At 40.4% G+C, this 13258-nt stretch carries 14 protein-coding genes; 6 read left to right on the top strand and 8 right to left on the bottom strand.

From position 1 onward, the window contains the following. Positions 1–21 precede the first annotated feature (21 nt). The 5 genes from serC (at position 22) to recR (ending at position 4815) form a co-directional block, all read left to right on the top strand. Complete coding sequence (gene serC / locus ACTG7L_RS03880) at positions 22–1104, top strand: 3-phosphoserine/phosphohydroxythreonine transaminase (protein WP_439327484.1); 1083 nt, start codon at positions 22–24, stop codon at positions 1102–1104. 60 nt (positions 1105–1164) lie between these two features. Continuing rightward, positions 1165–2265 (top strand): histidinol-phosphate transaminase, encoded by a 1101-nt coding sequence (hisC, locus tag ACTG7L_RS03875; protein WP_439327483.1) that lies wholly within the window; start codon positions 1165–1167, stop codon positions 2263–2265. Between the two features lie 125 nt (positions 2266–2390). After that, on the top strand, positions 2391–3707 hold the full coding sequence (aroA, locus tag ACTG7L_RS03870) for a 3-phosphoshikimate 1-carboxyvinyltransferase (RefSeq protein WP_439327482.1): 1317 nt from the start codon (positions 2391–2393) through the stop codon (positions 3705–3707). A 98-nt stretch (positions 3708–3805) separates the two neighbouring features. Continuing rightward, positions 3806–4135, top strand: a complete 330-nt coding sequence (locus tag ACTG7L_RS03865) for a YbaB/EbfC family nucleoid-associated protein (protein ID WP_439242215.1) — start codon at positions 3806–3808, stop codon at positions 4133–4135. Between the two features lie 80 nt (positions 4136–4215). Beyond that, positions 4216–4815, top strand: coding sequence for a recombination mediator RecR (recR, locus tag ACTG7L_RS03860; protein ID WP_439327481.1), 600 nt, complete (start codon positions 4216–4218; stop codon positions 4813–4815). 13 nt (positions 4816–4828) lie between these two features. Here the strand turns inward: recR and ACTG7L_RS03855 are convergent, their stop codons facing one another. The 5 genes from ACTG7L_RS03855 to clpB all read right to left on the bottom strand — a co-directional run bounded on the left by ACTG7L_RS03855 (position 4829) and on the right by clpB (position 10263). After that, positions 4829–5452 carry a DUF1919 domain-containing protein gene (locus ACTG7L_RS03855; protein ID WP_439327480.1) on the bottom strand — a complete coding sequence of 208 codons (624 nt, stop codon included), beginning with the start codon at positions 5450–5452 and terminating at the stop codon, positions 4829–4831. Between the two features lie 109 nt (positions 5453–5561). Then, entirely contained in the window at positions 5562–6350 is a 789-nt protein-coding gene (locus tag ACTG7L_RS03850) for a cell envelope integrity protein TolA (RefSeq protein WP_439327479.1), read from the bottom strand. 1 nt (position 6351) lies between these two features. Continuing rightward, positions 6352–6738, bottom strand: a complete 387-nt coding sequence (gene exbD, locus ACTG7L_RS03845) for a TonB system transport protein ExbD (protein WP_439242207.1) — start codon at positions 6736–6738, stop codon at positions 6352–6354. An 18-nt stretch (positions 6739–6756) separates the two neighbouring features. Further along, positions 6757–7212, bottom strand: a complete 456-nt coding sequence (gene exbB / locus ACTG7L_RS03840) for a TonB-system energizer ExbB (RefSeq protein WP_439327478.1) — start codon at positions 7210–7212, stop codon at positions 6757–6759. A 480-nt stretch (positions 7213–7692) separates the two neighbouring features. After that, on the bottom strand, positions 7693–10263 hold the full coding sequence (clpB, locus tag ACTG7L_RS03835; protein WP_439327477.1) for an ATP-dependent chaperone ClpB: 2571 nt from the start codon (positions 10261–10263) through the stop codon (positions 7693–7695). A gap of 193 nt (positions 10264–10456) precedes the next feature. Between clpB and dapF the strand changes: the two genes are divergently transcribed. Beyond that, complete coding sequence (gene dapF / locus ACTG7L_RS03830) at positions 10457–11281, top strand: diaminopimelate epimerase (protein WP_439327476.1); 825 nt, start codon at positions 10457–10459, stop codon at positions 11279–11281. A gap of 80 nt (positions 11282–11361) precedes the next feature. Here the strand turns inward: dapF and ACTG7L_RS03825 are convergent, their stop codons facing one another. The 3 genes from ACTG7L_RS03825 to ACTG7L_RS03815 all read right to left on the bottom strand — a co-directional run bounded on the left by ACTG7L_RS03825 (position 11362) and on the right by ACTG7L_RS03815 (position 13192). Then, positions 11362–12138: an ion transporter gene (locus ACTG7L_RS03825; RefSeq protein ID WP_439327475.1), complete on the bottom strand. Its 777-nt coding sequence runs from the start codon at positions 12136–12138 to the stop codon at positions 11362–11364. Further along, positions 12131–12832 (bottom strand): hypothetical protein, encoded by a 702-nt coding sequence (locus ACTG7L_RS03820; protein WP_439327474.1) that lies wholly within the window; start codon positions 12830–12832, stop codon positions 12131–12133. Before ACTG7L_RS03820 ends, ACTG7L_RS03825 begins: the two co-directional genes overlap by 8 nt. A 63-nt stretch (positions 12833–12895) precedes the next feature. Then, a complete protein-coding gene (locus tag ACTG7L_RS03815; RefSeq protein WP_439242195.1) occupies positions 12896–13192 on the bottom strand; it encodes a 5-fold beta-flower protein in 297 nt (98 codons plus the stop codon). Positions 13193–13258 lie beyond the last annotated feature (66 nt).

Below are 13258 nucleotides of genomic sequence, written 5' to 3'. Positions count from 1 at the left end.
CATTAAACACAGGAAGTCGCCATGACACAAATCTTTAATTTTAGTGCCGGTCCCGCAATGATCCCGACCGCCGTATTAGAACAAGCCCAAGCCGAATTATTAAACTGGCAAGCACAGGGGACGTCCGTGATGGAAGTGAGCCATCGTGGCAAGTATTTTATGGAAATGATTACGCAATGTGAGAAAGATTTACGTGAATTATTTCGGATTCCAGATAATTATAAAGTCTTGTTTTTACAAGGCGGTGCAAGGGGGCAATTTGCGGCGGTACCAATGAATTTAGCCAATCACAAAGGCAAAGCCCTTTATTTGGTGGATGGACATTGGTCATCTGTGGCAGCCAAAGAGGCAGCGAATTTTACTCATGTTGATGAAATAAATATCTTAAATTCTGACCGCACTTTGCGAGTAGAACGCTTGGATTTTACTGATATTGCCGAACAATATGATTATGTGCATTACTGCACCAATGAAACCATTAGTGGCGTGGAAATTTTTGATGTGCCAAATGTGGGCAATGCGGTCTTGGTGGCGGATATGTCCTCTGATATTCTTTCTCGTCATATTGATATTAGCAAATTTGGTGTGATTTATGCGGGTGCTCAAAAGAATATGGGGCCGTCGGGGATTACTTTGGTGATTGTGCGTGAAGATTTAATTGGTCATGCTCGCAAGGAAACACCGTCTATTTGGAATTATGCGGTACAAGCCAAGTCCGATTCTATGATTAATACACCCCCAACCTTTGCTTGGTATCTTTGTAGCTTGGTGTTTAAACATTTGTTAGCCACAGGCGGTTTGGAGGCGGCTGAACAACGCAATCGTGCCAAAGCAGAATTGTTATATCATTATTTGAACAATAACAGCTTTTATCGTAATTATGTGGCGGAAGAAAACCGTTCTATTATGAATGTCACTTTTACCACGGATAATGACGAACTGAATGCCAAATTTGTTGCCGAGGCCACTCAAGCCAGCTTACAAGCCTTAAAAGGGCATAAAGTCTTGGGCGGTATGCGTGCGTCTATTTACAATGCCATGCCGATTGAGGGTGTACAAGCCTTAATTGCGTTTATGCAGAAATTTGCACAAGAAAATGCTTAATATTTAATCTATTTGGGCGAGCGTTCGCCCCATTTTTAACCTAAACTGCGGTCAATTTTTATGAAATTTTTACCTTTAGCCAATCAAGGGGTGCAATCCCTGTCTCCTTATCAAGCAGGCAAACCCATTGAAGAATTAGAACGAGAATTGGGCATTGCCAATATTATTAAACTGGCGTCCAATGAAAATCCTTTTGGTTTTCCAGCAAGTGCCAAACAAGCGATTATTAACCAACTTGATGAACTCACTCGTTATCCCGACAGTAATGGCTTTGCGTTAAAGCATTGTATTGCGGAAAAATTTGCGGTGCAGCCAGAGCAAATTACCTTGGCTAACGGCTCCAATGATTTTATTGAATTAGTGGCTCACACCTTTGCTACGGAACAAGATGAAATTATTTATTCGCAATATGCGTTTATTGTTTATCCGTTGGTTACTAAAGCCATTAATGCCGTGGCTCGTGAAATTCCAGCAAAAAACTGGGGGCATGATTTAGACGGCTTTTTAGCAGCGATCAATGACAAAACCAAATTAATTTATATTGCTAATCCGAATAACCCTACAGGGAATTTTTTAACTGAAACTGAAATTGACGATTTTTTACGTCAAGTACCTGAACGCATTATTGTGGTGTTAGATGAGGCTTATACTGAATTTACTGCAGAACATGAACGAGTGGATTCTTTTGGATTGTTGAAAAAATACCCGAATTTAGTGATTTCTCGCACGCTATCAAAAGCCTATGGTTTAGCAGGATTGCGTATCGGTTATGCGGTGTCTAATCCAGAAATTGCCGATCTTTTTAATCGTGTACGTCAGCCGTTTAATGTCAACAGTTTGGCACAAGCGGCAGCCATTGCGGTGTTAAAAGATGATGTTTTTGTGCAACAGGTGGCGGAAAATAACCGTTTAGAAATGCAACGTTACGAAACCTTTTGTCAACAGCATGGTTTGGATTATATTCCGTCTAAAGGCAATTTTATTACCATTGATTTTAAACAACCAGCGGCACCAATTTATCAAGCCTTATTGCATGAGGGCGTGATTGTTCGCCCAATCGCAGGTTATGGTATGCCAAATTATTTGCGAGTGAGCATTGGTTTGCCGGAAGAAAATCAACGGTTTTTCACCGCAGTTGAGAAAGTATTAACGCTAAACTAAATAAATTCCCTCTCCCTCTGGGAGAGGGCTAGGGTGAGGGTAAACAACCCTCACCTCCCGAAAATTTCTACGCAATTTTCTTCGTCCTCTCCCAAAGGGAGAGGCTGTATTTTATAGGTATAAAAATGGAAAAAATCACCCTAAACCCAATCTCTCATATTGAAGGCACCATCAATTTACCCGGTTCCAAAAGCCTATCTAACCGTGCTTTATTATTGGCTGCTTTAGCCAACGGCACGACCAAAGTCACGAATTTATTAGACAGTGATGACGTTCGCCATATGTTAAACGCCTTAAAACAGCTTGGTGTAAATTATCAGCTTTCTGAAGATAAATCCGTTTGTGAAGTGCAAGGTTTAGGCGGTGCATTTCAATGGCAAAGTGGGCTAGCCTTATTTTTAGGCAATGCAGGCACGGCAATGCGACCGCTTGCGGCGGCACTTTGTTTAGCCAGTCCAAATGCGACATCAAGTGAGATTGTGCTCACTGGCGAACCACGCATGAAAGAACGCCCGATTAAGCATTTAGTAGAGGCATTATTGCAAGCGGGGGCAGATATTCAATATTTAGAACAAGATGGCTATCCACCCATTGCTATTCGTAATACGGGTCTAAAAGGCGGAAAGGTCAAAATTGATGGCTCGGTTTCTTCGCAATTTTTAACCGCACTGTTAATGGCTGCACCGCTCGCCACGGATGACATGGAAATTGAAATTATCGGCGAGCTAGTGTCTAAACCTTATATTGATATTACCTTAAATATGATGCAGATTTTCGGTGTCAACGTGGAAAATCAACAATATCAACGTTTTATTGTGAAAGGCAATCAGCAATATCAATCGCCACGCCATTTTTTAGTGGAGGGGGATGCGTCATCTGCGTCTTATTTTTTAGCTGCGGGGGCGATCAAAGGCAAGGTAAAAGTCACTGGTGTAGGGAAAAACAGCATTCAAGGTGACCGTTTATTTGCGGATGTATTGGAGAAAATTGGGGCAAAAATCACTTGGGGCGAGGATTTTATTCAAGCGGAACAAGGCGATTTAGTGGGCATTGATATGGATATGAACCATATTCCTGATGCCGCCATGACCATTGCGACCACCGCACTGTTTGCCAAAGGGGAAACCTGTATTCGCAATATTTACAACTGGCGAGTGAAAGAAACTGACCGTTTAACCGCAATGGCAACAGAACTGAGAAAGGTTGGGGCAACCGTAGAAGAGGGGGATGATTTTATTCGCATTCAGCCGTTAGCTTTGGATCAATTTAAACATGCTGAAATTGAAACCTATAACGATCACCGCATGGCCATGTGTTTTGCCTTGATTGCCTTGTCGAATACGGAAGTGACTATTTTAGATCCAAAATGCACGGCGAAAACATTCCCGACCTTTTTTGATGAATTTTTAGCCATGGCAACAGTGAACTCGCCGTCAGGTTAGTATAAGTAAAATGTGGTTTACTTTTGCGGTTCGCTTGTAGAAAGTCGGTTGATACGCTAAAATACGCTCACTTTTTACCAATAAATAAGGAATAACAGATGTTAGGAAAAGGCGGCCTTGGTGGCTTGATGAAACAAGCACAGCAAATGCAAGAACGCATGCAAAAAATGCAAGAAGAAGTGGCTCAACTGGAAGTGACTGGTGAATCAGGAGCTGGGCTAGTTAAAATTACCGTCAATGGTGCACATAATTGCCGCCGTATTGAAATCGATCCAAGTTTAATGGAAGATGACAAAGAAATGCTAGAAGATTTAATTGCTGCAGCGTTCAATGATGCGGTTCGTCGTGCAGAAGAATTGCAAAAAGAGAAAATGGCAGGATTAACCGCAGGTATGAACTTACCTGCTGGCTTTAAAATGCCGTTCTAACCCTCACCCAACCTCTCCCAGAGGGAGAGGCGTTTTTATCGCACTTTTTTAAAAGTGCGGTGTATTTCTAAGGAATTTCTATGCAAAGTAGTCCGCTACTGGAAAATTTAGTGGAACATTTACGTTGTTTGCCAGGTGTGGGGCCAAAGTCTGCTCAACGTATGGCTTATCATTTATTGCAACGTGATCGCAGTGGTGGCATGAATCTTGCTCGAGCGTTAACGGATGCCATGTCAAAAATTGGGCATTGTGCTCATTGTCGTACTTTTACAGAAGAAGAAATTTGCAATATTTGCGACAACCCACGTCGTCAAAATTCAGGTTTGCTTTGTGTCGTGGAAATGCCAGCTGATATTCAAGCCATTGAACAAACAGGGCAATTTTCAGGGCGTTATTTTGTGTTAATGGGGCATTTATCTCCCTTGGATGGTATTGGCCCACGAGAAATTGGGTTAGATTTATTACAACAACGTTTGCAGTCTGAACAATTTAATGAAGTGATTTTAGCCACCAACCCCACCATTGAGGGAGATGCGACGGCCAATTATATTGCGGAAATTTGCCAACAACAGGGTATTAAAGCGAGTCGTATTGCACATGGTATTCCAGTGGGTGGTGAGTTGGAAATGGTCGATGGCACCACATTAACTCACTCCTTTTTAGGCCGGCGAGAATTGTAGTAAAAGTGCATGGTTATGCACTTTCTTGTTGATTAAACCAAGTCACGTAATCAAACTGATCATAATATTTTTTGCCATTCCATCCCACATAATCAAACAGATCGCCGACTTGTTCTTGTTGCTCAAAGCCTTTGATATAAAAGGCAGATTTCAATTCTGGATAAGGTTTGTGGGTAAATACCACTTTGTTAGCAAAGGGGAGTGCGTCAAATTGTTGCAAATGCTGATAAGTGCAACCATCACGATCGGTCATGATAATAAAAAGATTATTCCAATTTATCCGTTTAGTTCGTTCTTGCCATTTTTGTTTAGCTTGTTGTTCGGAATGATAATGTACAAAGTAGATCCGAAGATCGGCTAATTGTCCGACAGGATAATTTTTATCACTTTTTACAATGGTTAATTCCTGATTGTTATAGTATTCAATATTGCTTAAATAACGAATGAAATCATCAGGTTCCAGATAAAGATTAACGAACGGCGAATTAAAGGGCTGATGAAGATCATGCAAAATTAAGGCACCGTTGCAATTACTCGAGATAACCGAAAAATTGCTATTTTTTAACCGCACTTGATTTGACAGATTAATACCAAGGCGGAAAGGTTTATTGATGATATTTTGTATTTTCTTGAACATGGTGAAATACCCATAAAATAATTGATTTAATCGGGGTTATGTTATCATATTTAACCCAACAAAAAAGCTGAATTCAACCTATCTGAATTCAGCCTTTTAAGATAATAGACTATTGAATTTTAAATTGTACTGGCACGCTAACCGAACTTCCCATGCCTGCAGGACGAGGGCCAATGGATCTGGCACTTTGTACTGCTTGCAAGGCAGAATTATCTAAATCTTCCGAGCCTGATGATTTTGATACTCTGGCACCACTAATGGAACCGTCTGCAGCCAGATTAAACACAATCACCACCACGCCTTGCTTTCTCATCATTTTCGCACGTTGAGAATATTTTTTATGGCGTTCAATTTCACGTCTTAAAGCACTTTGATAGGCGCTAATTTCTGACGTATTGTTACCACTTCCCGCTAAATTGGGGTTATTGGTTGTTGCTTTATTGGAAGTTGACGTCGCTTGTGAGTTTACCGCCGCATTTCCCTCCCTGACAGCGTCTGCTTTTACGGCATTAGGATCAGGTTTAGCAATCACTTTATTTACGGGTTCTTTGGGTTTTTCTTTCGGCTTTTCCTTAGGTTTCTCTTTCGGTTTTTCCTTTGGCTTTTCTTTTTTCTTCTCTGGTTCTTTCGGCTTTTCTGGTTTTGGTTTCAAGGTCGGATCCGCAACCACCTCCACTTTTTCCGGTTCGGGTTCTTTTTGCGGTTCCACTTCGGGTTCCGGCACGGGTTCCTCAACCGTCGTGGCCATCATCATTTGCATGGAGATACTGGTATCTAACACGCCAGCCACTTGATTGTTGGCCGTATCTTGATTCACCACAAGAGAGAGTACCGCCGCCACTAATCCACCGTGAACACAAAATGAACCGACAAAACCCAGTAATGAATCTTTTTTCATCTTACTTGCCTTTGTCTTTCATGGTCACAATGGCGACATTGGTAATTTGATTTTTGGCCATTAAATCGGTAATCGACACAAAATCTTGGAATACCGCATTGGCATCTACTTTTAACGTCACTTTCTGGGTTTTATCCCAACTGGCCACTTCTTGTTCTAAGGCCTCTTGTGTAATGGGTTTATCGTTAAAAAAGATTTCACCCTGTTCTGTGACGGTTAATAATTTGGCCAAATCATCAGACTTAAAAGCCACGGTTTGTGAGGCTTTAGGCACGTTAACCTGAATTTTCCCTTGTGAAATAAAAGACGCAGTAATCAAGACAATCGCCAGTAAAACCAGCATAATATCAATGAACGGAATAATGTTAATTTCATCAAATTTTTTCATTTAACCATGGCTCCGTCATTATTGTTCAATATGTTTTGAGCTATTTAATGCTTTCCATTTTAAACGGCTGACTTCCACTTTGCGTCCTAACGCACTGTAAAATACCATGGACGGAATCGCCACTAAAATACCGATAGCAGTGGCTTTTAAGGCTAAAGAAAGATGTAACATAATGGCGGCTGCATCAATATCCCCAGCGGAATTACCGAGGTCATAGAAAGTTAATAAAATACCAATTACGGTCCCTAATAAACCAATATAAGGTGCGTTGGCCCCAATGGTAGAAATGATGGTTAAATGACGATGAAGATCGATATCTAAAGCATGAATATTACTGTAACTGCTGACTTTGATTTTGCTCAGGAAAATATAACGTTCAATCACAAACCAAACCATAACAAAGCTCATTAAGCAGAGTAATCCGATGATAATAAAATCACTGTAACTTTTTAAAAAATCAAATAATGCTGGCATAGCCACTTTCCTTGTCTAAATAATAAAAAACTAATTGATAATTAATTTCAATTGAATGGCGAATTGTAGCAAATTCATCCAATGAGATAAAGAATATTTTTTATTTTCAAGAAAATAACAAGAATTTAGGAGGAGAAAATAACAAACCCCTAGACATATAGACAGGGGGTTGTGTATAATTCCTTTCGTGCTATGGGGCAAGCAAAGTGCTACGCCAATAGCACTTTGCCTAGTCGCCTTAGCAATATAGCACTAAGGAGGTGATTTATGTGAAAGTATCAGAAATTATTGCTCTGATAATACTAGCAATTCTGCTAGTAGGGGCAATCAGTTTAAGAACATTAGCGGTGTTTGATTTACTGATTGCAATTTTCAATAATATAGCCTAAACGGCTAGGAAGTGGGCAGGCTCGCTACCTGCTCACGACCTTTTTTAATTATAAGCCTTTCATTTTAAATTTCAAGTCCATGATTGTCCTTTTACTGAACAGTCACCACTTGACCATTCACATAATCCACCGTAATCACTTGATCTGGTAACAATTTACCCGACAAGATTTGTTGTGCCAATGGATTTTCGATTTCTTGTTGAATCGCTCGTTTCAATGGTCTGGCCCCGTAAATTGGATCGTAACCCACTTCACCAATGAAATTTAACAAGGCATCGCTAAATTGCAATTGATAGCCATGATAAGCCATACGTTTAGTTAAGCGTGCTAATTGAATTTGAGCAATGGCTTTAATGTTTTCTCTGGCAAGAGGGTGGAACACCACGGTTTCATCAATACGGTTGATAAATTCAGGGCGGAAGTGTGAACCCACCACGGACATCACAATTTCTTTCATACCATCATAACCCAAGTTTTTATTTTCTTGAATTAAATCGGAGCCCAAGTTCGAAGTCATAATCACTACCGTATTACGAAAATCCACCGTACGACCTTGTCCATCGGTTAACCGTCCATCATCCAACACTTGCAATAAAATGTTAAACACATCGTGGTGTGCTTTTTCCACTTCGTCTAATAAAATGACGGAATACGGACGGCGGCGAACGGCTTCGGTTAAATAACCACCCTCTTCATAGCCCACGTAGCCTGGAGGTGCGCCAACCAAGCGAGATACGCTATGTTTTTCCATAAATTCGGACATATCGATCCGCACCATCGCATCTTCATCATCAAATAAGAAGTTCGCCAAGGTCTTGCAAAGCTCGGTTTTACCCACCCCAGTTGGACCTAGGAACAAGAATGAGCCAATCGGACGATTTGGATCAGAAAGCCCAGCCCGACTACGGCGAATGGCATTGGCAACGGCTTCCACGGCTTCACCTTGCCCGATCACCCGTTTATGCAATTCATCTTCCATTCGCAACAATTTTTCTTTTTCTCCCTCCATCATGCGAGAAACAGGAATCCCTGTGGCACGAGAAAGCACTTCAGCAATTTCTTCGTCTGTTACACGATTACGCAACAAAGTCATTTCTTTACCATCAGCTTTATCCACTTCCGCTAACTGTTTTTCAAGATTTGGAATAATGCCATATTGCAATTCGGACATCTTATTCAAATCGCCAACACGGCGAGCTTGCTCCATTTGGGTACGAGCATTTTCTAACTCTGCTTTAATATGTTGTGTGCCAGAAAGGGCGGCTTTTTCGCTTTTCCATACGTCTTCCAGCTCCGCATATTCCCGTTCTTTTTCCGCTAGCTCCGTTTCCAAGGTTGCCAAGCGTTTACGGCTGGCATCGTCTTCTTCTTTTTTCAACGCCTGTTGTTCCAATTTTAATTGGATAATACGGCGATCGAGTCTATCCAATGGTTGCGGTTTAGAATCAATTTCCATGCGAATGGAACTGGCTGCTTCATCAATTAAATCAATGGCTTTGTCAGGCAACTGACGATCCGAGATATAACGATGGGAAAGCGTTGCCGCCGCCACAATGGCTGGGTCGGTGATTTGCACATGGTGATGCAACTCATAACGCTCTTTCAAACCACGCAAAATCGCAATGGTATCTTCAACAGTCGGCTCGTCCACAAACACTTTTTGGAAACGGCGTTCCAAAGCAGCATCTTTTTCAATATATTGACGATATTCGTCCAACGTAGTCGCCCCCACGCAATGCAATTCACCCCGAGCCAAGGACGGTTTCAACAAATTTCCTGCATCCATTGCTCCATCGGTTTTACCGGCCCCAACCATCGTGTGAATTTCATCAATAAATAAAATCACCCGACCTTCTTCTTGAGCCAACTCTTTCAACACCGCTTTTAACCGCTCTTCAAATTCACCGCGGTATTTCGCCCCAGCGATTAACGCCCCCATATCAAGGGAAAGCACTCGTTTATTTTTCAAGCCTTCAGGCACTTCGCCGTTGACAATGCGTTGTGCCAAGCCTTCTACAATGGCGGTTTTCCCTACGCCCGGTTCACCAATTAACACAGGGTTGTTTTTGGTACGGCGTTGCAACACCTGAATGGCACGGCGAATTTCTTCATCACGCCCAATCACAGGATCGAGCTTGCCTGACTCTGCCCGTTCGGTTAAATCAATGGTGTATTTTTGCAATGCCTGACGGCTTTCTTCTGCATTTTGATCGTCCACTTTCTGACCCCCACGAATTTGTTTAATCGCTTGTTGTAAACTCTCTTTTTTTACACCGCACTTGCGTAAAATCTGGCTCAAGCTACCGTTATCTTCTAACGCTGCTAACAAGAAAATTTCAGATGAAATAAATTTGTCTTGTTGCTGTTGAGCGATTTTGTCGCAAAGATTTAAGATATTCACCAACTGCCGAGAAATCTGCACATCACCACCATTACCCGATACTCGTGGTAACTTATTGAGTTCATTATTTAATTCATTGCGTAATAAACTCAAATTCACCCCAGATGCGGTTAAAATCGGAGCAATTGAACCGTCTTGTTGATTTAATAGTGCGGTCAATAAATGCACAGGTTCAATAAACTGATTATCTTTACCCAAAGCCAAAGATTGTGCTTCGGCAAGGGCTTGTTGGAATTTAGTGGTAAATTTTTCAATATTCATAGCATTTCCTTAAAATTAGGTTGTTGTTACTGTCAAGATCAATATGCTCCCAATTTTGGCAATTTCAAGGATTATGTTAAATTAAATTGTGATTTTTATCGCCTTTCTGCTAAAAACAAATACCGAGATTTACTCAACGCCCATTGCCCATTATAATGCCTAACAATAGCAACGAATTTTAAGGACGAAAACAATGCAGTTTTCCAAAATGCACGGCTTGGGCAATGATTTTGTGGTGGTGGATGCGGTTACGCAAAATGCCTATTTTCCCGAAGAATTGATTAAAAAACTTGCCGATCGCCATAGGGGGATTGGCTTTGATCAACTGTTAATCGTGGAACCGCCTTACGATCCCGAATTGGATTTTCATTATCGCATTTTCAACGCCGATGGGAGCGAAGTGTCGCAATGTGGCAATGGAGCGAGATGTTTTGCTCGTTTTGTCACGCTCAAAGGCTTAACCAATAAAAAAGACATTGCGGTCAGCACGGCAAAAGGCAAAATGATTTTATCGGTGTTGGACGATGACAACGTGCGAGTCAATATGGGTGAACCCATTTGGCAACCGTCAAAAATTCCGTTTATTGCCAATAAATTTGAGAAAAACTATATTTTACGCACCGATATTCAAACCGTGTTTGCCGGAGCCGTATCTATGGGCAATCCGCACTGTGTGGTGCAAGTGGATGATGTGCAAACCGCCAACGTTGAACAACTCGGTCCCTTGCTCGAGAATCACGAACGTTTTCCCGAACGAGTCAATGTGGGCTTTATGCAAGTGGTCAATCGTCAGCATATTAAATTGCGAGTGTATGAACGTGGTGCAGGTGAAACACAGGCTTGTGGCAGTGGCGCTTGTGCCGCTGCGGCGGTTGGCATTATGCAAGGCTTGCTAGATAACAATGTGCAAGTGGATTTACCCGGAGGCAGTTTGCAAATTGAATGGCAAGGGGAGGGACAGCCACTGTATATGACAGGATCTGCAACCCATATTTATGATGGCGTGATTAAACTTTAGGGGAATTTTTCTGAATTTTGCCAAGTAAAAAATGCGTGATGAAATTAACCCCATCACGCATTTTATTGTTTGTTCTCTACTTATTTTTGCTTAAGTAACAATGCTTTAATTTCAGCAAGTTGTTTTTCTAAATTGTGAATCTGATGATGTAATTGTTCTTCACTGTTGTCAGATTTAATTTCATTCAGGGAATCAACGATAATACCAATCACCAAATTTAAAACCACATAGGTGGCAATAATAATAAAACTAATAAATACCGCCCAAGCATTAGGGTCTTTTTCCATAATCGGGCGTACAATCCCCATTGACCAACTTTCAAAAGTCATAATTTGGAATAGGGTATAGCAAGTTTCACTAAATGAACCAAACCATTCTGGAAAATCAGCACCGTATAAATTGGTAATTAAAACCGCATAGACATAGTAAACAATGCCTAATAAAACGGCGACGCCGAGCATGGGTTTAATGCTATTAATCAATGCCGTAGAAATACGTTGCATTTTGGGTACGACGGAAATAATCCGTAACACTCTCAATAAACGGAAAATACGGAATACGGAAAGAATGCTAGATTCAGCAAATAACGAGGCGGATACAATCAGAAAATCAAAGAGATTCCAGCCATTTTTGAAAAATTTGAGTTTGCTAACATAGAGTTTGAGAATAAGCTCAATGGTAAATATGCCCAAACAAATTTCATTGCTCCAATAGATTAAATCGGAAAATATGGCACTGAATTTAGGATTGGTATCTAGGCCTAAAACAATGGCATTGACGATAATAATCAACAAAATAAATTGATTAAATACCTTTCCATAGACGAAAGAAGCAATTTTTTCATTCACCTTATTCATGATGATGTTCCTTATTGTTGGGGTTTAATTTATCTTTAAATGAATGGTAAAATCCATACATATCAACAATTTTAGCCGTGCTATAAGTCAAAGGTGTTTGTGTGCCTGCAAAATCCTTGACCTTTAATTTTGTTTTCAAGGCTTGAATTTCTTCTTGATGATCAAGGGAAAATTGATAGATAATTTCTAAAGAATGTTGATTAAATGCACCAAAACTACAATTTTTGTCTGAATAAGTTTTGGCAAGTTTTTTGAACGTTTGACTGAAATAAAAGTCGTAAGCAGGCGCAATAGCAAATACGCCTAATAAGATTTTGGTGACTAACACAATATCACGTTCATTATTTTCAATAATCCGTTTTTTCACCTCTTTATATAGTTGCAAAATACGCTCAAAATTCTCGGGTTTAATTTCTGTATCCCAAAGTGCGTTATCTTGTTTAAGAATAAAGTCCACCAACTCTTTTAAATAAAGTGGATTTTTTTGCAATAAAAAACTGGCTCGCAACATGCCCCAACTGGATAAATAGCCCCATAAAATATAGCAGCCTAATTTTACATCATGACGTGATGTGGTATTGCTTGGGTGAAAATGGGCATAACAAAAATCAAAAGAATAGTAACGATGTGTCATTAATGTACTTTCATCAACTAACGCATTGATGGTGCTTAAAAAATCGTCTTGCTTGGGCATTTTAATATATCCTTAAAAAACACGCCAATGTGCTAAAAGGTGCAACACATTGACGTGTTAGGGTTAGAAAATTTTTTTAATTAGAAAATGATAAACGGCGGCAATCATTGCATCTTTTTCTCGCTCAATGCCTTTAATGGTAAAATCTGAAACTTTGCCAATATTAGAATAGCGTGAATTTTGTACATATTGACCATCAACTCGCCCTAGTCGTGAAAAACGAGCATCTTCAATATAGTTACCATTAATTCGCCCTAGTCGAGAAAAGCGAGAATCTTCAACATAATCCCCATTAATTCGTCCTAAACGTGTATGACGAGAGTCGAAAATATAACCATCTTTAAAATATTCACCTGCCATTTTTAACTCCTATTATGTGAAAATGTAAATTTAAGTAATTTGTTCTATTGAACAAACAATATTCTA

It is taken from the genome of Lonepinella sp. BR2357 (genome assembly GCF_051851525.1).
Classification (GTDB): domain Bacteria; phylum Pseudomonadota; class Gammaproteobacteria; order Enterobacterales; family Pasteurellaceae; genus Lonepinella.
This window is presented reverse-complemented; position numbering and strand designations above follow the sequence as displayed.

Excerpts from the sequence above, each read along its gene's own strand:
- serC (WP_439327484.1), top strand. The coding sequence starts at position 22 with ATGACACAAATCTTTAATTTTAGTGCCGGTCCCGCAATGATCCCGACC.
- hisC (WP_439327483.1), top strand. The coding sequence starts at position 1,165 with ATGAAATTTTTACCTTTAGCCAATCAAGGGGTGCAATCCCTGTCTCCT.
- aroA (WP_439327482.1), top strand. The coding sequence starts at position 2,391 with ATGGAAAAAATCACCCTAAACCCAATCTCTCATATTGAAGGCACCATC.
- ACTG7L_RS03865 (WP_439242215.1), top strand. The coding sequence starts at position 3,806 with ATGTTAGGAAAAGGCGGCCTTGGTGGCTTGATGAAACAAGCACAGCAA.
- recR (WP_439327481.1), top strand. The coding sequence starts at position 4,216 with ATGCAAAGTAGTCCGCTACTGGAAAATTTAGTGGAACATTTACGTTGT.
- ACTG7L_RS03855 (WP_439327480.1), bottom strand. The coding sequence starts at position 5,452 with ATGTTCAAGAAAATACAAAATATCATCAATAAACCTTTCCGCCTTGGT.
- ACTG7L_RS03850 (WP_439327479.1), bottom strand. The coding sequence starts at position 6,350 with ATGAAAAAAGATTCATTACTGGGTTTTGTCGGTTCATTTTGTGTTCAC.
- exbD (WP_439242207.1), bottom strand. The coding sequence starts at position 6,738 with ATGAAAAAATTTGATGAAATTAACATTATTCCGTTCATTGATATTATG.
- exbB (WP_439327478.1), bottom strand. The coding sequence starts at position 7,212 with ATGCCAGCATTATTTGATTTTTTAAAAAGTTACAGTGATTTTATTATC.
- clpB (WP_439327477.1), bottom strand. The coding sequence starts at position 10,263 with ATGAATATTGAAAAATTTACCACTAAATTCCAACAAGCCCTTGCCGAA.
- dapF (WP_439327476.1), top strand. The coding sequence starts at position 10,457 with ATGCAGTTTTCCAAAATGCACGGCTTGGGCAATGATTTTGTGGTGGTG.
- ACTG7L_RS03825 (WP_439327475.1), bottom strand. The coding sequence starts at position 12,138 with ATGAATAAGGTGAATGAAAAAATTGCTTCTTTCGTCTATGGAAAGGTA.
- ACTG7L_RS03820 (WP_439327474.1), bottom strand. The coding sequence starts at position 12,832 with ATGCCCAAGCAAGACGATTTTTTAAGCACCATCAATGCGTTAGTTGAT.
- ACTG7L_RS03815 (WP_439242195.1), bottom strand. The coding sequence starts at position 13,192 with ATGGCAGGTGAATATTTTAAAGATGGTTATATTTTCGACTCTCGTCAT.